We start from the raw sequence: 19520 nt of genomic DNA, 5'->3' as shown, positions 1-19520 counted from the left end.
ACGGAGTTCACTATGGCGGATAACCTCTTCCGCGCCACGCAGGATTTTCATCGCTTCGCACAAGCGTATCGCGAGCAGTTTCCCGACGACGTACTGACTATCAAGCAACCGTTGGCGGCGGATCAGGACGTTACGGCTATCGTCGCTGAAATGGCCGCACGCGGACGGCACGACATGTTGATTTGTGAGAACGTCGACGGTATCGCGACGCCGCTGGTCACCAACTTCTTCGCTTCACGCACACGCATTGGCCGTTTGTTCGACGTCGATGCGTCGGGCTTATTCGACGCGTACCAGCAGCGCGCGAACGCTCCTATCGCACCGGTTTATGTTCCGACCGGTCCCGTTCTCGATCAGGTTATCGAAGGCGACGCCGTCGATCTCGCGCAACTGCCGATGATCCGCCACTTCGATACCGATCGCGACCCATACATCACCAACGCGGTGATCATCGCCGAAGACCCGGTAACGGGCGTCGCCAACCTGAGCTATCACCGTTCGATGCGTCATGCCCGCAATGCGCTGGCAACCAGCCTGCATTCGCGCGGCCACCTCTGGCGCATGCTGCAAACCGCCAAAGCGCGCGGCGACACGTTGAAAGTCGCCATGGTGATCGGCGCGCATCCGTTGTTCATGCTGGCCGCCGCGGCGCGCGTGCCCTTCGGCACGGATGAGCGCACGATTGCAGGCGGCCTGTTCGGTGCGCCGCTGGAACTGGTCCGCACGCCGCGATATGGAATCGGCGTTCCCGCTTCAGCCGAATTTGTTCTGGAAGGCACGATCGATCCTGACGCCCATGCGGAAGAAGGTCCGTTTGGCGAATTCACGGGTTATTCATCGGACCGCTCGACCAATAACGTGCTGCGGGTCGACACGATGATGCGGCGTAACGATGCATGGCTCGTCGATGTAGTAGGTGGCCCGTACGCCGAGCATCTAACGCTGGCCCGCTTGCCGCGCGAAGCGGAAATGAGCGAGAAGCTGAAGGCGCGCTTTCCTTCGGTCACTGCGCTCCATTATCCAAACTCGGGCACGCACTTTCACTGCTACGTCGCGCTGAATCAGACACGCGATGGTGAAGCACGCCAGATCATGCTCGCGTTGCTCGGCTGGGACCCGTATCTGAAGAACGTCGTGGCGGTGGATAGCGATATCGACATCACCAACGATTCGCAAGTGTTGTGGGCGATCGCCACGCATTTCCAGCCGCATCAGGACGTGTTTATCGTCGACGGTTTGCCGGGCAGTCCGCTCGATCCATCATCGTCCGCGGCGGGCACCACGTCGCGCATGGGGATCGATGCGACACGCGGCTCTCACTTCGACGGCATTCGCGCGAAGATCAGCGAGCGTGCTGCACAACACGCGGTTGAGATTCTGGCGCGCGCCGCCGCCGGAGCGCAAAAATGACCCCGCGGCGACTCGTAGTCGGCATCAGCGGCGCGTCCGGTTTCACGTACGGCGTACGCCTGCTGCAACTGCTGCGTGAACTCGGCATCGAAACGCATCTGACCGTCTCGCGCAGCGCGCTGCTGACGATGACACACGAAACCGACTACAAGTTCGCCGACGTCAGCGCCCTCGCCAGCTTCACCTACCGCTGCGACGACATGGCCGCGGCCGTTTCCAGCGGGTCGTTCCGCTCGCTGGGCATGATCGTCGCGCCTTGTTCGATGAAGACGCTGGCCGAAATTGCCAACGGCATGTCGTCGAGCCTGATCTCGCGCGCCGCCGACGTCACGTTGAAAGAACGGCGCCCGTTGGTGCTGCTGGCGCGCGAAACGCCTTACACGTTGGCGCATCTGCGCAACATGATCGCCGTGACTGAAATGGGCGCGATCGTCGCGCCGCCTGTGCCGGCGTTTTACGCGCGCCCTGTTTCGCTCGACCAGATGATCGACCACACGCTGGGCCGCGTGCTCGATCTGTTCGGTCTCGAAGCGGGCACCGTCAAACGCTGGCGAGAACAGGACATAGCAACCGAAGTGGCAACGCAAACACACGCACCGCCTATCGCCTGACCAGTTGAACAGCACGAACCGCAGTACGAACGAAGAAACGGAGACGAGTCATGAATCACATTCACACCACCCACAACGAAATCGAGAAAATCCCTGTCACGGTGCTGACCGGCTTTCTCGGCGCCGGCAAAACGACACTGCTCAATTACATTCTTCGCGAGAAACATGGCCGCAAAATCGCGGTGATCGAAAACGAATTCGGCGAAATCGGCATCGACGGTGGTCTCGTACTCGAATCGACCGAAGAAATCTACGAGATGACCAACGGCTGCGTGTGCTGCGTCGGTGCAGTGCGCGAGGACCTGGTGCGGATCGTGCGCATGTTGGTGGAAAGGCCGGACCGGCTCGATCACATCATCGTTGAAACGAGTGGCCTCGCCGATCCGTATCCGGTCGCGCAGACTTTCTTCCTTGATGATCCCATTGCAAAACAGGTGACGTTGGATGCAGTCGTCACGATGGTGGATGCCAAACACATCGCCGCGCATCTGGACGATCTGGTGCTCGACGGCAGCGACAACCAGGCGGTCGATCAGATCGTTTGCGCGGACCGTATCGTGATCAACAAAGTCGATCTGGTGACCGCGGACGATATCGCTTCGCTGACGCAGCGTATTCGCGGCTTGAACGCCACGGCCGAGATCGTCGAATCGAGCTACGCGCAGATCGACCTCGACAAGATTCTCGGCGTCGGCGCGAACGAGTTCTCGCAGATTCTCGTGGAAGCGGACGGCCTGCATGAAGAGGAGCATAGCCACGATCACGCGCATCACCACGACGAGCATGACGAACACGAAGAGGATCACGAACATGCGCACGATCATGCCCACCTCGACGACGACCACTCCGACCATCAGCACGACGAAAGCGTGTCCTCGGTCGGCATCGAAGTCGACGCGGACATCGATCTCGACGCGCTGCAAGCCTGGCTCACCGAACTGCGCGAGTCCGACGCCGTCAATCTGTTCCGTATGAAAGGCATTCTCGCCGTGCAAGGCCAGTCGCACCGCTACGTGCTGCAAGGCGTGCACAACGTCATCGAACTTCGCGCGGCACAAGTGTGGGGTACGGAACCCCGCTCGTGCCGCATTGTATTCATCGGACGCGATCTCGATCGCGCCGCGCTGACCGACCGCTTCCATGCCTGTCTTGCCGTGCCGGTTGCGGCCTGACGGGAGATTCGGCCGGCGCGCGAAGTGATGCTGCACGGCAAGTCCGTGCGGCGTGCTCCGGCCAGAAAACGATATTCAGGAGACACGTCATGAACACCGCCATACATCCCGTCGATCGGATTCTGCCGAAGCGCCAGATGATCACGCTCGGTTTGCAGCACATGCTAGTGGCTTACATCGGCGCGATTGCCGTTCCGCTGATCGTTGCGTCGGCGCTGAAGATGTCCCCCGCCGACACCACCGTGCTAATCAGCACGGCGCTGTTTTGCTCGGGCATCTCGACGATCTTGCAAACCGTCGGCATCTGGAAGTTTGGTGTGCGTCTGCCGATTCTGCAAGGCGTCGCGTTCAGCAGCGTCGGACCGGTCATCGCGATCGGCCTGAGTCCGGGTGTCGGCTTCGCCGGCGTGTGTGGCGCGGTCATTGGCGCGGGTCTCTTTACGATGTTTGCAGCGCCTCTGGTTGGACGCTTGCGAAGATTCTTTCCACCGGTAGTGACCGGCTGCATCGTAACCGTGATTGGTTTGCAACTGTTCCCCGTTGCGTATCAATGGGTCGGCGGTGGCGAGGCAGCGCAGCAGCAGTTCGGCGCGTTGCCGTTCCTGAGCGTCACCTTCTTCGTCGCAATTGTGATTCTTGGGATCAACCGCTTTGCCGGTCCGTTCCTGCGCAACCTGGCCGTACTGATCGGCCTGGTCGCGGGCGCCATCCTCGCGTGCGCGCTCGGCATGGGCAACTTCTCGAGCGTGGGCGCCGCACCGTGGTTCACGCTGCCGATGCCGTTCCACTTCGGCACGCCAGTGTTTTCGGTGGTGCCCGTTTTGACGATGATCGTCGTGATGGTGGTGCAGATGGTCGAATCGATGGGGCTGTTCGTCGCCATCGGTGACATCGTCGACAAAAACGTGAGCGAGGAAGACGTGGTGCGCGGCATGCGTGCGAATGGTCTGGCGAGCGCGATTGCCGGCATGTTCGCGGCGTTCCCCTTTATCGCCTTCATGGAAAACGTCGGTCTTGTGATCCTCACCGGTGTGCGCAGTCGCTGGGTTGTGGCAATCAGCGGCCTGCTGATGTGCGCGGTAGCACTGGTGCCGAAGATCGGCGCGGTGGTCGCCGCAACGCCCGCAGCGGCACTGGGCGGTGCCGGTATCGCTATGTTCGGCGTGGTGGTGGCAGCGGGCGTGCAAACGCTGGCGAAGGTGGACTTCGAACGCAATCGCTACAACGTGCTGATTGTCGGCTTCACGATTGCCACCGCGCTGATTCCGGTGATGGCGCCGCAAGTCTTCAAGCACATGCCCGACTGGACGCAGCCGTTCCTGCATAGCGGCGTGGTGCTGGCGTGTTTGGTGTCGGTTGTATTGAACGCGGTGCTGAACGGCGCGCCAGCGGACGAAAAGATCGTCGAGACGCACAGCAATCTGGTGCGTGAATAAGCGACCGAGGCCATAAGGCGAGCGCGGCCGTTGCGCTTTCTGGAGCCGGCGGCCGCTTCGAGATACCTGAGAGGACATTGAATCGTGAGCATGCAAACTGAAGCGTTGCTGATCAAGAACCCTGCGGCGGTCATGAGCGGCCTTCGCGGCGACGCGGCGCGGGCAGGCCAAGTCGATTTGCGGATTCGCAATGGCCGTATCGAGGCCATCGCGCCGAACCTGGAACCACGCGCCGATGAACGCGTAATCGATGCGCGTTCTTGCGTTGTTTATCCGGGCTGGGTGAACACTCACCACCACCTGTTCCAGAACCTCCTGAAAGCGGTGCCGTCCGGCATCAACGCCGACTTGCAGGAATGGCTGGCCGCCGTGCCGTATCCTCGGCTCGCGCGCTTCACGCCGGAGCTGGCGCGGGTCGCCGCGCGATTGGGTATGGCCGAGCTGTTGCTGTCCGGCGTGACCACCTGCGCCGATCATCATTACCTGTATCACGCCGATGGCAACACCGAAACAGGCGATCTGCTCTTCAACGAAGCCGCCGAGTTCGGCATGCGTTTCGTGCTGTGCCGGGGCGGTGCTTTGCAGGCGGCGGGCGATCATCCGGGCTTTTCCAAAGTCGCGCTCAAGCCGGAGACGCTCGATCAGATGCTCGCGGATATCGAACGCCTGAAATCGCGCTATCACGATGCCAGCGACGCTTCGATGCGTCGCGTTGTGGTCGCGCCGACGACCCCGACGTTTTCACTGCCACCGGAGCTGCTGCCCGAAGTCGCACGCGCGGCGCGTCGAATGGGTTTGAGGTTGCACACACACCTTTCCGAAACGACCCGCTACGTCGACTTCTGCAAAGAGCGCTTCAACAAACTACCGGTGGAATTCGTCGCCGATCACGAGTGGCTCGGGCCGGACGTGTGGTTTGCTCACCTCGTACATCTTCAGCCAAGCGAGATCGCGATGCTGGCGGAAACCGGCAGCGGCTGCTCGCATTGTCCGGTGAGCAATGCGCGCCTCGGCAGCGGGATTGCGCCGGCCCCGCAAATGGCGGCGGCGGGTGTGCCGATGTCGCTGGCCGTGGACGGCGTCGCCTCGAACGAATCCGGCAGCATGACCAATGAAGCTCACTTCGCGTGGCTGGTGCATCGCGCGGCGCAAGGTGCGTCGGCGACCACCGTCGAAGAAGTCATTCACTGGGGCAGCGCGGGCGGCGCAGGCGTGCTCGGCCTGGATGCGGTCGGCACGCTTGAGGTTGGGAAGGCCGCGGATTTCGTGCTTTACGACGTCAGCGATCTGCGCTTCAACGGCTTCCATGACGTGGCGGTGGCGCCGGTCACGGCGGGTGAGCCTGCCCGGGTTCGCTACAACGTGGTGAACGGCCGCGTCGTGGTGGATAACGGCGTGATTCCGGGCCTCGATCTCGAGCAGCTTCGCCATGAAGCGGCCGAGGGCGTGAAGCAACTGCTCGCCGACTAAACCGCTCACGCATGCACTCAAGCACCAAAGGGGTACGTCGCGATGCAGCATAGAAGAATCCGGCTCGGCATTCTCACGCCTTCGTCAAACACGGCGTTAGAGCCCATGACCGCGGCGATACTAAGCGAGCTGCCGCACGTTAGCGCGCATTTTGCGCGCTTCACGGTCACCGAGATCGCGTTATCGGAGCAGGCGCTCGGTCAGTTCGACGCGAGCCGGATTCTGGCGGCCGCACGTCATCTGGCCGATGCGCGTGTGGACGTGATCGGCTGGAGCGGCACATCGGCCGGATGGCTGGGCTTTGAGCGCGATCAGGCGTTGTGCCGGCATATCACCGAAGCGACCGGTATCCCCGCGACAACCTCGGTGCTGGCGCTCAACGAAATCCTCGTCAAAACCGGCGTGCGGCGCCTGGGTCTGGTATCGCCGTACCTCGACGACGTTCAGCAGCGGATCGTGCGCAACTACGAGAAGCTGGGGATCGAATGTGTTTCGGAACGGCACCTTGGCTTGCAGGACAACTTCAGCTTTGCCGAAGTGCCGGATACGCAGTTGGCAATCATGATGCGTGAAGCCGCATTTGCAAGACCCGATGCGGTGACAACATTCTGCACGAATCTGCACGCGGCGCATCTGGTCCGGGCGTTTGAGATGGCTACCGATATTCCCGCTTACGACACGGTAGCCACTGTGGTTTGGAAGGCTCTGAGAATGCTGGAGATAGATACGAGGCCACTCGCAAGTTGGGGCAGGCTGTTTACCGACGTGGTGTAGCACTGCGGTATCACGCGGCACGTCGCGCCGTGGCACAGCGCGCGGTGGCCGGTGCGCGCGGCGGCCTATCGGTTTCCGCGCGCACCGGCCACCTCTCCCGCGTGTGAATTACCGCGACATCATATTCATGCTCACGTTGTGCATCACCCACACCGTACCGCCGATCAGAATGATCGCGGCGACCGCTGTATAGCACAGCGCCATCACATTCCACCGTTGGCCGGAAGACGTGTTCAGATGCAGGAAGAACACTAGGTGAACAACGATCTGCACAAGCGCAAGCACGGCCAGCACAACCATGGCGGAGCGTGGTTCGAGCATGCCGTTCATCACCAGCCCGAACGACGCCGCGGTTAGCACCACAGCCAGTACGAATCCGACGATATAGCCCGAGAGACTCCCGTGCCCCTCTTCCTCATGAAGTGATCGCGTATGAGCCATTTAAAGCACGCTCCCAAGATAGACAAACGAAAACACGCAGATCCACACGATGTCTAGAAAGTGCCAGAAGAGACTCAGACAAGTCAGGCGCGTAATCTCGCGTTCGGACATTTCTGGCTTGAGCACGACCTGAACGGCAAGCACGACCATCCAGATGAGCCCCACGGTGACGTGCAAGCCGTGCGTGCCGACGAGGGTAAAGAAAGATGAAAAGAACGCGCTGCGGCCAGGACCCGCGCCTTCGGCGATCAGATGCGAAAACTCCTGCACTTCGAACCAGAGAAACGCGAGGCCCAGCACAAACGTGATCGCCAGCCACCCGAGCACAACACCTGACTTGCGCTTGTGCGCACCGAGCATCGCGAAACCGTAGGTGATACTGCTCAGCAGCAACAGCGCGGTTTCCAGCGCGACGCCCGGAATATCGAACAGATCCTTACCGGTCGGGCCGCCTGCGAACTGGTGCGACATCACGGCAAACACCGCGAATAGCGACGCGAAGAGCACGCAGTCGGTCATCAGGTAGAGCCAGAATCCGAATACCGAATGGGACGGCGCGTGCTCGCTTTCCAGTTCGCCCAGCGCGGCAAAATTGGTTTTCTGCAACATCAGTTGACCTCCGCAGCAGCAAGCCGCTCGTGACGCTTCGTTTGGCCTGCCTTGCCACCCTTCTCTTCGGTCTTCCGAACCGTCTCCGCCGAAATGTAATAACCGTCGTTATCGCCGAAGCTGCGTCCGATCACTGTTGCCATGATGGCAACCAGCGCCGCCACCGCGAGCCACGTGATGTGCCAGACCCCGGCGAAGCCCAGCAGCAGGCTAAAGATGCCGATAAAGAAGCCCGCGCTGGTATTCGACGGCATATGAATCTCGCGGTACGCCACGTCTTTACCGAGGCCCTGCCCCGTTTCCTTCATGTGAGTGAATGCGTCGAGCTCATGCACCACCGGGATAACGGCAAAGTTGTAGACCGGCGGCGGCGACGAGGTGGCCCATTCGAGCGTGCGGCCGTCCCATGGATCGCCCGTGACGTCGCGGTACGCCGGCAGCTTGCGGTTACGCACGCTGACAACCACCTGCAGAACCTGACAGACCACGCCGAGCGCGATGAACACCACACCGCACGCCGCCACAATCAGCAACGGGTGCCACGCCGGGTTGTCATAGTGATTCAGGCGCCGCGTCATGCCCATGAAGCCCAGCACATAGAGCGGCATGAACGACACATAGAAGCCGACGAACCAGAGCCAGAATGCGGCCTTGCCGAGCTTCTCGTTCAACTTGATGCCGAACACCTTCGGGAACCAGTAATGCACGCCGGCCAGATAGCCGAACACCACCCCACCGATAATGGCGTTATGAAAGTGGGCAATCAGAAACAGGCTGTTGTGCAGGACGAAATCGGCGCCGGGAATCGCCATCATCACACCGGTCATGCCGCCGATCGTGAAGGTAATCATGAAACCGATCGTCCACAGCACCGGGGTGGTGAATTCGAGGCGGCCACGATAAATCGTGAACAGCCAGTTGAATATCTTCACGCCGGTTGGAATGGCAATGACCATGGTCATAATGCCGAAGAACGCATTGACGTCCGCGCCAGACCCCATCGTGAAGAAGTGATGCAGCCAGACGAGGAACGCCAGCACCGTAATCACGCAGGTGGCGTAGACCATGGTCTTGTAGCCGAACAGAGGTTTCTTCGCGAAGGTCGCGATCACTTCGGAGTAGATGCCGAACGCCGGTAGAACCAGAATGTAGACCTCGGGGTGGCCCCAAGCCCAGATCAGGTTCAGATACATCATGGCGTTGCCGCCACCGTCGTTCGTGAAGAAGTGCATGCCCAGGTAACGGTCCAGACCGAGCAGCGCGAGCGCAATGGTCAGGATCGGGAACGTCGCCATGATCAGCACGTTCGAGCACAGCGCGGTCCATGTGAACACAGGCATCTTCATCAGCGACATGCCGGGTGCGCGCATCCGGATAATGGTGACGAAGAAGTTGATCGCGGTAATCAGCGTACCCACGCCTGACAACTGCAGGCTCCATATGTAATAGTCCACCCCGACACCCGGACTGAACTGCAATTCCGAGAGCGGCGGATACGCAAGCCAGCCGACTTGCGCGAACTCGCCGATCACGAGCGACAGATTCGTCAGAATGGCGCTGATCGCGGTCATCCAGAAGCTGAGGGAGTTCAGGAACGGGAACGCCACGTCGCGCGCACCGATCTGCAGCGGCACAATCAGGTTGAAGAGACCCACCATCAACGCCATCGCCATGAAGAAAATCATGATGACGCCGTGCGCGGTAAAGATCTGGTCGTAGTGATGCGGCGGCAGATAGCCCGGCGAGTCGAAGGCGAGCGCCAGTTGCAGGCGCATCATGACCGCGTCGGCAAAACCGCGCAGCAGCATCAGGACCGCGACCACGATATACATCACGCCGATCTTCTTATGATCGACGCTGGTAAGCCATTCGCTCCAAAGCCATTTCCACTTGCCGAACCACGTCAACGCACCGAACGTGGCCAGGACGATGATCGCCATCAGGACGCCCGCGCCCATGATGATAGGCTGATCGAACGGAATTGCCGAAAGTGTCAGTTTTCCGAACATGTGTTACCCCTTCGTACTGCAATTGCTGTTCCGCAGATCGAGAACGTGGCCGTTGTTGTACTTCGCAATGATGTTGTAGAACAGCTTCGGATCGACCGATGAGAAGTAGCGCACCGGCGCCTTCTCGCTCGGCTGCGACACCGTGCTGTATTCGTTCATGTCGAGCCGGTCCGACGACGCCTTGACCTTCTCCACCCACGCGTTGAACTGCTCCCGGTTGGTGGCGAGCGCACGGAACTTCATGTCGGAAAAGCCCCTGCCGCTGTAATTGGCCGACACACCCGCGTAGTCGCCGGCTTCGTCCGCGATGAGGTGTAGCTGCGTTTGCATGCCGGCCATCGCGTAGATCTGGCTGCCCAGTTGCGGAATGAAGAACGAGTTCATCACCGAGTCGGACGTGATCATGAAATTAACCGGCGTGCCCACCGGAAAAGCCAGTTGATTAACCGATGCAATGCCGAGGTCCGGATAAATGAAGAGCCATTTCCAGTCGAGCGCCACTACTTCGACATTGATCGGTTTCACAGCCGACTCAATGGGCTTGTAGGGGTCGAGTTCGTGCGTGGTCTTCCACGTCAGAATTCCAAGGCACAGAATGATGATGGACGGCACGGTCCAGATGACGACTTCAATCGCTGTTGAGTGCGCCCATTTCGGTGCGTACTTCGCGTGGCGATTGCTCGCGCGATAACGCCATGCAAACCACAGCGTCATCAGAATGACCGGCACCACGACAATCAACATCGTGAATGTTGCCGTGCCTATCAGCGACTTTTCGGCGAGACCGATGCTGCCCTTCGGGTCGAGCACATCGAGATTTCCACACCCGGAAAGACACGTAGTTAGCGCGGCCGCGATAGGTATCGACGCCCGGCTATGGGCTCCCTTTGTTTTCATATTTCCCGGCTTCTCATAGAACTTTCGCCTAAATTCGCTGCGCCCATAGCAACATGGGACACGCACTCAGAATGCGCATGCCGCAGGATTTTACGAAAGACCGAGGATGCGAAAGTTGATCCTGGGTAAGATAACCGCACAGAAACCGTAGTTTTCGGCAAAGAATTTTCAACACCCCAAAGGTGACTTTCTATGGGGTGTCGCGAGGTTCAATCTCGACGTATCTGTATCGGAAATTTCTGTCAGATCACAGAAGAAAACGGGCGTAGTTTCGCCATACGATTTTTTTTACTTTTGATTATTCGTCAAGCACGTTTCGCCAGTTCCTCCGCATCCGCGAGCCACTCCTGCAACGTGACCTCCACCGTGATGAACGACAGATTCATCCCGCGCACCACGCGGCCTGCAAACACCTGACTGTCCGTGCCGGACAGAATCGCGGTGAGCTCCGTCGTGCCTGTCTCGTCACGACCCGGCACGGCACACGCGAGCTCACCGAACAGTCCCACGATCTCGACGCCCGGCCCTTTGACAATCTGCGTGGCCTGCACGGCGCCCGCGCCGTTTGTCAGATATCCGTCGATCAGACTGCCGACCGCGCTGCGCACCACCGCGCGGCCGATGCCGTATTGCGCGCACAGGCGCTCGAGCGATTCGACGATGTCCTCATTCGGCTTCAGGCGTGCAATCAGGGTGCGTCCGTAGCAGCCGGCTTCGAGTTTGACCTCGGACGAGTTGGATTGCGCACTCATGCGGCATCCTCCACCGTCGGTCCAAACAAGGTGTAGCGAGTTTCCTCGTCGACATATTGCGTGAAGCCACCATGCGCGAACGCGCAGAGCCGCAACACCAGCGGTTCGCGGCCCACCTCGAGGCGATCGAGGATCACGTGGCCACCGTGCAGCCGGCCATCGCCGCCGACGAACGCACCGTGACAATGCAGCGCGACGCTGCCCGCACGATCCTTACCGATCGTTACCGCGCCGTGCAGCAACGCGACTTCGTCATTCTCCATGTTAGGGGTACCGTAGATGTAAGGCCGTTCGCCTTGCGCCGCCTTGATGACGACGTGGTACTGCAACGCGCGCGCCGAACCGCTGCAGATCCGGCCGGTTGCGCCGCAAAAGCCGTGGTGCATCATCAGGTCGCGCAGCACCGTGCCGGCGTTGCATCCGCTGGGTATTTCAACGCGCAGTTCGCGCGGCTCCCGCACTACCGTGGCCAGCACCCGCGGGTGAGCGGCTGCGCCAGGATGGCGGAATGCTTCTGTCTTTGACGTCATGAGAGGGTCACGTAAATTACGACACCCCTGATTAGCAACTTCAATGCCATTTGAACGCGATGCGCGAGGCACGCGGCGCGGCAGGCCTCAGCCCGCATGAACAGCGCCGCCTGCGCAGCAACATCTGTCGCGCGCCGTGCTACAGGTGTCGTGTGCGTGTCATAGGGTGAAGCGACTCGCTAGCTGCCCGAGCGCGTACCGACCAGGCCCAGTTGCGCGGCAATGTCTACGAACCGTGCCACGCAGGGATTCAGCGTATCGGGACTCCACACCAGCGCGACGTCGACATAAGGCGCGTGCTGCAAGGGCACGAACCTGACGTTATCCGCGTGAGTACTGCGCATCGAGCTATGCACGAGCGCAACACCGAGTTGCTGCGCGACGAGGTTCACGATGGTCTGCTGAAAATTGGTTTCGAGGCGGATACGTGGCGTAAATCCCGAGCGCCGGCAATGCTCGACGATCGTGTTGTAGATGAACGGCGAGGCCGCATGTGGGGAAATGATGAACCACTCGTCGCGCAACTCGGCAATGGAAATCGCCGCCCTTGTCGCCAGCCGGTGCCCTTCGGGGAGCACGGCTACCAGCTGCTCGCTGAAGATCGTGCGGGTCTCCAGTTCGACCGCCGAATCCGACGGATACATGATGCCGACATCGGCCTTACCGGCGCGAATATCGGCCACGAGCAAGGTGGGAATGCTTTCGCTGAGCTTCAGTTCGACCCGCGGAAAAGCCGATGCGTACTCACGCGTCAGCACCGGCACGATGCTGTACGCGGCGGCGAACATGAAGCCCGCCATCAGCGTGCCCTCCTCGCCAAGGTCGGCGGCACGCGCATGACCGCGCGCCTGGTCGACGGTGGCCATCACCGTCTTGGCATCGCGATAGAAGCGATGCCCGGCTGCCGAGAGCCGCACGCTGCGGCGTGTGCGATCCAACAGCACGACGCCCAGTTCCGCTTCGAGCAATGCGATCTGCCGCGACAGCGGTGGCTGGGAGATATTGAGCAGCGCCGCCGCCCGCCCGAAGTGCAGGGTCTCCGCAAGTACGACGAAGTAGCGTAATTGCCTCAGCTCCATGCCCGCCCCAAGTCCGCAAATAGGAATCCGACTTATACCTAACCGGTATCAGTCGTCGCATCATAATGTATTGGAGACTATTAATGAATCGCACTATGCTTGGTTTCGGAGACAAACCGCTGGCAGCTTTTTCGATCCGCCGGGCCACAAGCCGGGCCGATCCTGCCAATCAGATACATAAAGAGAGATGCCATGACCGCCCACGACCCGCTGGACCGCGCCCGTGCAGACTCATCTCGCTCATCGGGGCTACCTATTAGCCGACTATGTGGCGACGATCCTACGATGCTGGCCACGCTATCGCGTGCCCGCCTGCTCATCGACCGGCAACTTCCCATTCTGATTCTCGGCGAGACCGGTACCGGCAAGGAATATCTCGCGCGTGCGCTGCACGACTACAGCAACCGCCGGCATGCGGCGATGGTGTCGGTGAATTGCGGCTCGATTCCTGAGAACCTTATCGAAAGCGAACTGTTCGGCTATGCGCGCGGCGCATTCTCCGGCGCGCTCTCCACCGGCATGAAAGGCAAGGTCGTGCTCGCGCATCGCGGCACGCTGTTCCTCGATGAGATCGGCGATATGCCCGCAGCGCAGCAAACCCGCTTGCTGCGCGCACTGTCCGAGCGCGAGGTGACGCCGATAGGTTCGGCCGAACCTATCGCGGTCGATCTCCAACTGATCTGTGCGACGCATCAGAACATCGAATCGCACGTCGAGGCGGGAACGTTCCGCGAAGATCTCTATTACCGGATCGCCGTGGGCATCGTGCATTTGCCGCCGGTACGCGAGCGGCACGACCGTGCATGGCTGTTGCAATCGATTCTCGAACGCGAAGCACCGGGCATGACGCTCGAGGCCAATGTCGATCGCGAGGCGCGCGAGATTCTGCTGCACTGCAAATGGCCGGGCAATCTGCGGCAGATGCGTGCGGCACTTCAGTACGCATGCGCGGTGAAGAACGGCGACATGATTCGCGCGGGTGACCTGCCAGCCAATGTTCAGCCCGGTAAAGGCATGGTCGGGCGAATCGGTCTGCACCCGACCTTGCACCCAGCGTTTCAGGCAGCGCCGCAGCCGTACGCCGCGTCACGTGACAGCGGCGGCCACGCCGCATCGCATGCCGCGCGTTTCGCAGACGCGGCCCGCTTGCCGGTCGCGCCGCCGAGCGAACGCGACAACATTCTGCGTGCGCTGTCCGCGAGTCGCTGGAATATCTCGGCGGCGTCGCGCGAACTCGGTATTTGCCGCGCGTCGCTCTATCGCAAGCTCAGGCAGTTTCGCATTCCGCACGTGCGTGACCTAGGCAGCGATATGCTGATGGCGGATCACGGCTGAACGCGTGCATGCAACAACGGGGCGACGTGTTTGCCGAAACACGCGGCCCCGTCAGATGTCCCTCGTTGCGACCTAGTCTCGCGCCGTGGCCGCTTGTGCCGCGGGCCGTTTGAACATTTGCGCAACGATCACGCCGACCAGCGCCGTACCGCCGCCGAGCACGTGATACATATGCAAGGTTTCGCCGAGCATGGTGATGGCGATGAGCGCAGTCGCGATCGGCAACACGTTCATGAAGAGCGCGCAACGATTCGGGCCGAGATGCTTGACCCCCTGCATCCAGAGAAACGGCAGCACCACCGAGGCCAGCACACCGGCATACAGGATCAGCGGCACGCTGGCGCGCGTCGGCATGGCTTCGGCCGCCGGCAGACGCAGCAGCATCGGCAGCATGAACACCAGCGCGAAAAGCGCCTGCAGGTAGGTGGATTGCCACGACGGCAGCCCCACGTGCCAGCGCTTGAGCAACACGCCGTACAGCGCATACGCGAGCGCCGCTAAAATCATCAGCAGATCGCCAAGATGCGCGCCGTTGGCAAGCAGCATCGCCGGATTGCCTTGCGTGATCAGATACACCACGCCGGCCAGCGACAGGACCCCGCCACCCACCATTCCCGTGGTCGGCGCTTCGCCGAGCAGCAGCGTGCTGGCCACCATCGTCATCAGCGGCACGAGCGCGGTGATGATCGACATGTTGGTCGCCGTGGTCGTTTTGGCCGCTTCATAGGAGAGGCTCTGGAACAATGCCATCGCCAGAAAGCCGAGCACGGCGAGCTTCGGCAGTTGCGGCACGATAGCCTCGCGATTGCGCCAGGCCGGCTTCAGCGTGAACAGGCTCATCAGCGCGACCGCCAGTAACAGGCGGTAGAACGTGATGGCCGAAGGGTCGATGGTGCGCGCGGACAGCTTCGACACAATGACATTGCCGGCCCACAACAGGATTGCCACAAAGGGAAACAGGAAATACGATTTCTTCATGTCACGCTCTAACTGATTGTCGATAGGAATCGGGGGCTCCGAAGTGACATGAATTCTTGCGCTCGCAGGCAAGGTCCGTCTCACGCCAAAAGGTCTTTATCTGTCGTGAAACGGTCAACCATCCGATGAAGGGCAACACGACGAATGAACGCGCGAACTCCAATGCCCGCGGCACGCCACACCGAAACGCCCACCGCGCCGGGCGCGCACGTGCCGTTCGAGAGCACGCCCATGCCGGTCTCGGCGATGGCCGCGTGGTATCCGCACGGCACCGTGATTGCGCCGCACCGTCATCGGCGCGCGCAATTGCTCTATGCGATCGAAGGCGTGATGTTGATCGAATCGGCAACCGGCTCGTGGGTCGTGCCGCCCACGCGGGGCGTGTGGCTCGAACCCGAGGTCGATCATTCGGTGCAGATGAGCGGCGACGTGAAGATGCGCACGGTGTTCGTCGAACCCGGCGCGACCGCGCATTTGCCCACCCGCAGTTGCGTGGTCGAAGTCCATCCGCTGTTGCGCGAGTTGATCCTCGCGGCGATCGACGTGCCGCCGGATTACACCGACGGCTCGCGCCACGATCATCTGATGCGCCTGCTGCTGGCGGAATTGAATGCGGTGCCGTCGCTGCCGCTTTATCTGCCGTGGCCGACCGATCAGCGTCTACGCGAGGTATGCAATAGCCTGTTCGCCGCCCCCGACGACAACCGCACCATCGGCGCATGGGCCAGCACGCTCGATGTATCCGAAAAGACGTTCCACCGCTGGTTCCAGCGCGAAACCGGTTTGACGTTCGGCCGCTGGCGCCAGCAGGCGCGCTTGCTGCTCGCGCTCAAACGGCTCGCGCACGGCGAGAAGATCATCGCGGTCGCGCTGGATCATGGCTACACCAGCCAAAGCGCTTTCGCGGCCATGTTCAAGCGGCATTTCGGCGTGGTGCCGTCGGCGTTTTACGCGTAGCGGCTCAAGCGGCTCCACTTCCCTGCCCGGCGCGCGGCTAATCCAGCACGCGGCTGCGCCGGGCAAGCTGAAGCGTTAGCGCTCCGCCGTCACGGCTTCCATAGGCGCGGGCAGCAAGGCCTTGATATCTTTCTTGACGATCTTGCCGTAGGCGGATTTGGGTAACGCGTCCCAGAACACACAGCGTTTCGGCCATTTGTAGCGTGCGAGATGCGGTTCGAGATGCGCCAGCAAGGCTTCCTCCTCGAGTGCCCAGCCTTCGCGCCGCACCACCACCGCGACGCCGATTTCCCCCCACTTGGGATCGGGCATGCCGACTACCGCGACTTCCTGCACGGCCTTATGCGTAAGAATCGCTTCTTCGACTTCGCGCGGATAAACGTTCGAGCCGCCGGAGATGTACATGTCCGATGAACGTCCGGTGATGTACAGAAAGCCCTGTTCATCGAGGTGGCCCAGGTCTCCGGTATGAAACCAGCCATGACGGAAGGCCTTTTCGTTCGCTTCCGCATTGTTGTAGTAGCCGATGAACACCGCCGGCCCGCGCACGCAAATTTCGCCGCTCGCGCCTGCTGCGAGGCGATGGCCTTCGTCATCGAGAATGCCGATTTCAATGCCAGTGCGGGCGTAGCCGCAAGTGCCGACGCGGCTGCCCGCGGCATGGTCGTCGGCGGTGTGCAGCGAGGGCGGCAGCACCGTGATATTGCCGGTCACTTCGCCCAGACCGTAATACTGCACCAGCACCTTGCCCAGCTTGCGCAGCGCATGTTTCTGATCCTCGCGATACATCGGCGCCCCGGCATAGATCACGTACTTCAGCGAACTGTGATCGTAACGGTCCACCGATTCATGCTCGGTCAGCATCTTGACGATGGTGGGCACGGTGAACATATTGTCGACGCGATGTTTTTCCACCAGTGCCCAAGCCTCTTCAGCATCGAGTTTCTCCGACGCCGGCAGAATGCTGGCCGCCGCGCGCGCGACGTTGACCATCGCATGAATGCCCGCGCCGTGCGATAGCGGCGCCACCACGAGCGAGCGCGACTCGTGCGTCAAGCCGGGCATCAGATCGGCAATGTGATTGGTCAGCACAAAAGCCATCTGTCCGTGCGTGAGCACGCCCGCTTTCGGGCGCCCTGTCGTGCCGGACGTATAGAAAAACCACAGCGGATCGTCACGGTCCACATCCACCGCGGCGAACGGCGGTGCGTCCATCTGCTGCGCGAGTGTCTCGTAAGCGAGTTCGCCCACCCGCGGCGTGCCGATTGCGATCACATGCTGCAAGGCCGGCGACGCCGCGCGCACCGCGTCGACGTGGGCGTCGAAACCGGCTTCGTAGATCATCGCCACCGCACCGCTCGATTCGCCCAGATACGCCGCTTCCGCTGCGGTAATCCGGCAGTTGGTCGGCACCCACACGGCGCCGAGTTTGAACGCGACCCATGCGCTTTCGAAAAGCGCCAGGTTGTTGCGCGAATGCACGAGAATCTTGTCGCCCTTGCCGATGCCGAGCCGGCTCAAACCGTGCGCGACCGCGTCGACGCGTGCGTTGATGTCGTGCCAGCTCACGCTGCGTTCGGCGTGAATGAAGCCGGGTTGATCGGCGTGGCGTCGGGCTGCGTCGGTCAGCAGATTCCCGAGGTTCATGACGGTGGTCAGCATAAGCCAGTGCTTTGAACAAAGAGAGGTTGAGAGGCGCGCATACCTGGTCCAGATGATCGGATGCCTTTCAGCGGCGTGCTTCGAGAATGCTCAGATAATTGGTCACGGCCGCGCCGCCCATGTTGAACACCCCGGCCGTGCGTGCATTTGGAATCTGCATCGCGCCGGCCTGGCCGCTGACCTGCATCGCCGCCATCACGTGCATTGACACGCCCGTCGCGCCGACTGGATGCCCCTTCGCCTTCAATCCGCCCGACGCATTGACCGGCAAGCGCCCCTCTTTCGTGGTCACCCCGTCGAGAATCACGCGGGCGCCCTGTCCCGGTTCGGCCAGACCCATCGCCTCGTATTCGATCAGTTCGGCAATCGTGAAGCAGTCGTGGGTTTCGACCAGCGACAGATCGTCGAGTGTCATGCCGGCTTGCGCCAGCCCTTGTTTCCACGCGAGCCGCGCGCCTTCGAACGCGATCGGATCGCGCCGCGACAGCGGCAGGTAGTCGCTCACCTGCACCGTCGCGCGAAACCCGACCGCGTGACGCGCGCGCCGCGCGATGTCCGGCGACGCGATGATCAGCGCGGCCGCACCGTCGGAGATCATCGAGCAGTCGGTGCGCTTCAACGGCCCGGCAACGAACGGGTTTTTCTCCGACGGCGTGCGGCAAAAGTCATAGCCGAAATCGCGGCGCATATGCGCATACGGGTTCGACACGCCGTTGTGATGATTCTTCGCGGCAATCGCCGCGAGCGCATCCGACTGGTCGCCATAGCGATCGAAATACGTTTGCGCGAGCTGGCCGAAAATGCCCGCGAATCCGCCCGGCACGTCCGCTTCTTCGCTCGCATACGAGCACTTCTGCAACACCTTGCCCACTTCGGCGGTCGGCAGGCTTGTCATCTTCTCGTAGCCGATCACCAGTGCGCACGCGGAGCGGCCCGAGCGCACCGCATCGAGCGCGGAGTACACCGCGGCCGAGCCGGTCGAGCACGCGTTTTCACACCGTACGGTCGAGGTGAAACGCATTTCGGGAATCGCGTTGAAGACGAGCGCCGACGGAAAGTCCTGATAGACGAACCCGCCGTTAAACGTGCCCACGTGAATCGAATCGATCTGACCGGCTTCGACGCCGGCATGCTCGAGCGCACCGAGTGCGCTGTCGGCAATCATGCGTTCGATGTCCAACGCGTCGAGCTTGCCGAACGGGATATGGCTCCATCCGATGATGGTCGGTTGCATTGCGAACAACTCCTTGGCTTGGGGATGGGAATGACGGCTCTTCATGCAAAAGCCAGGCCAGCCAGGCAGGTCGTTTCATGATCGCGACCCCGGCCGGCACGGCGCGCATGACGCGAGCGCCGCGCCGATGCGGGCCACGCGCCGCAACGGCTTCCAATCCTGCT

The 19520-nt window shown here is 61.3% G+C and carries 18 protein-coding genes; 8 read left to right on the top strand and 10 right to left on the bottom strand.

The window, feature by feature from the left end; translation table 11 throughout:
- Positions 1–12 precede the first annotated feature (12 nt).
- From AC57B6_RS11575 to AC57B6_RS11550, 6 genes are all read left to right on the top strand, one after another.
- On the top strand, positions 13–1410 hold the full coding sequence (locus AC57B6_RS11575; protein ID WP_496421362.1) for a UbiD family decarboxylase: 1398 nt from the start codon (positions 13–15) through the stop codon (positions 1408–1410).
- Entirely contained in the window at positions 1407–2021 is a 615-nt protein-coding gene (locus AC57B6_RS11570; protein ID WP_046572166.1) for a UbiX family flavin prenyltransferase, read from the top strand. Before AC57B6_RS11575 ends, AC57B6_RS11570 begins: the two co-directional genes overlap by 4 nt.
- A 50-nt stretch (positions 2022–2071) precedes the next feature.
- Positions 2072–3193 (top strand): CobW family GTP-binding protein, encoded by a 1122-nt coding sequence (locus AC57B6_RS11565; RefSeq protein WP_406869129.1) that lies wholly within the window; start codon positions 2072–2074, stop codon positions 3191–3193.
- An 89-nt stretch (positions 3194–3282) separates the two neighbouring features.
- Positions 3283–4629 (top strand): nucleobase:cation symporter-2 family protein, encoded by a 1347-nt coding sequence (locus AC57B6_RS11560; RefSeq protein ID WP_030099393.1) that lies wholly within the window; start codon positions 3283–3285, stop codon positions 4627–4629.
- Positions 4630–4719: 90 nt separating this feature from the next.
- Positions 4720–6099 (top strand): isoxanthopterin deaminase, encoded by a 1380-nt coding sequence (locus tag AC57B6_RS11555; protein WP_496421431.1) that lies wholly within the window; start codon positions 4720–4722, stop codon positions 6097–6099.
- A 42-nt stretch (positions 6100–6141) separates the two neighbouring features.
- Complete coding sequence (locus AC57B6_RS11550; RefSeq protein ID WP_046572162.1) at positions 6142–6873, top strand: maleate cis-trans isomerase family protein; 732 nt, start codon at positions 6142–6144, stop codon at positions 6871–6873.
- Positions 6874–6981: 108 nt separating this feature from the next.
- Here the strand turns inward: AC57B6_RS11550 and cyoD are convergent, their stop codons facing one another.
- The 7 genes from cyoD to AC57B6_RS11515 all read right to left on the bottom strand — a co-directional run bounded on the left by cyoD (position 6982) and on the right by AC57B6_RS11515 (position 13190).
- Positions 6982–7314 carry a cytochrome o ubiquinol oxidase subunit IV gene (gene cyoD, locus AC57B6_RS11545; protein WP_028195854.1) on the bottom strand — a complete coding sequence of 111 codons (333 nt, stop codon included), beginning with the start codon at positions 7312–7314 and terminating at the stop codon, positions 6982–6984.
- The gene (gene cyoC, locus AC57B6_RS11540; protein WP_216750814.1) at positions 7315–7923 is read right to left on the bottom strand and encodes a cytochrome o ubiquinol oxidase subunit III; all 609 of its coding nucleotides are present in this window, start codon (positions 7921–7923) and stop codon (positions 7315–7317) included.
- Positions 7923–9932 (bottom strand): cytochrome o ubiquinol oxidase subunit I, encoded by a 2010-nt coding sequence (gene cyoB, locus AC57B6_RS11535; protein WP_496421361.1) that lies wholly within the window; start codon positions 9930–9932, stop codon positions 7923–7925. Before cyoB ends, cyoC begins: the two co-directional genes overlap by 1 nt.
- A 3-nt stretch (positions 9933–9935) precedes the next feature.
- Positions 9936–10829, bottom strand: a complete 894-nt coding sequence (gene cyoA / locus AC57B6_RS11530) for a ubiquinol oxidase subunit II (RefSeq protein ID WP_183797161.1) — start codon at positions 10827–10829, stop codon at positions 9936–9938.
- 305 nt (positions 10830–11134) lie between these two features.
- Positions 11135–11581: a PCC domain-containing protein gene (locus tag AC57B6_RS11525; protein ID WP_491564867.1), complete on the bottom strand. Its 447-nt coding sequence runs from the start codon at positions 11579–11581 to the stop codon at positions 11135–11137.
- A complete protein-coding gene (locus tag AC57B6_RS11520; protein WP_146153366.1) occupies positions 11578–12111 on the bottom strand; it encodes a hypothetical protein in 534 nt (177 codons plus the stop codon). Before AC57B6_RS11520 ends, AC57B6_RS11525 begins: the two co-directional genes overlap by 4 nt.
- 179 nt (positions 12112–12290) lie before the next feature.
- On the bottom strand, positions 12291–13190 hold the full coding sequence (locus AC57B6_RS11515; RefSeq protein WP_028195858.1) for a LysR family transcriptional regulator: 900 nt from the start codon (positions 13188–13190) through the stop codon (positions 12291–12293).
- Between the two features lie 192 nt (positions 13191–13382).
- Between AC57B6_RS11515 and AC57B6_RS11510 the strand changes: the two genes are divergently transcribed.
- Positions 13383–14525, top strand: a complete 1143-nt coding sequence (locus AC57B6_RS11510; protein WP_216750820.1) for a sigma-54-dependent Fis family transcriptional regulator — start codon at positions 13383–13385, stop codon at positions 14523–14525.
- Positions 14526–14597: 72 nt separating this feature from the next.
- On the opposite strand, the gene AC57B6_RS11505 is transcribed toward AC57B6_RS11510, so the two are convergent.
- Entirely contained in the window at positions 14598–15503 is a 906-nt protein-coding gene (locus tag AC57B6_RS11505) for a DMT family transporter (RefSeq protein WP_183797158.1), read from the bottom strand.
- 144 nt (positions 15504–15647) lie between these two features.
- Between AC57B6_RS11505 and AC57B6_RS11500 the strand changes: the two genes are divergently transcribed.
- On the top strand, positions 15648–16460 hold the full coding sequence (locus AC57B6_RS11500) for an AraC family transcriptional regulator (protein WP_370577230.1): 813 nt from the start codon (positions 15648–15650) through the stop codon (positions 16458–16460).
- Between the two features lie 75 nt (positions 16461–16535).
- On the opposite strand, the gene AC57B6_RS11495 is transcribed toward AC57B6_RS11500, so the two are convergent.
- A complete protein-coding gene (locus AC57B6_RS11495) occupies positions 16536–18122 on the bottom strand; it encodes an acyl-CoA synthetase (protein WP_496421360.1) in 1587 nt (528 codons plus the stop codon).
- A gap of 67 nt (positions 18123–18189) precedes the next feature.
- Positions 18190–19356, bottom strand: a complete 1167-nt coding sequence (locus AC57B6_RS11490; RefSeq protein WP_496421359.1) for an acetyl-CoA acetyltransferase — start codon at positions 19354–19356, stop codon at positions 18190–18192.
- Positions 19357–19520: the final 164 nt, after the last annotated feature.

Source organism: Paraburkholderia sp. BGA-UO-ETr-F12 (assembly GCF_059567945.1).
The sequence above is the reverse complement of the archived record's forward strand: the minus strand, read 5'-3'. Positions and strand labels throughout refer to the sequence as shown.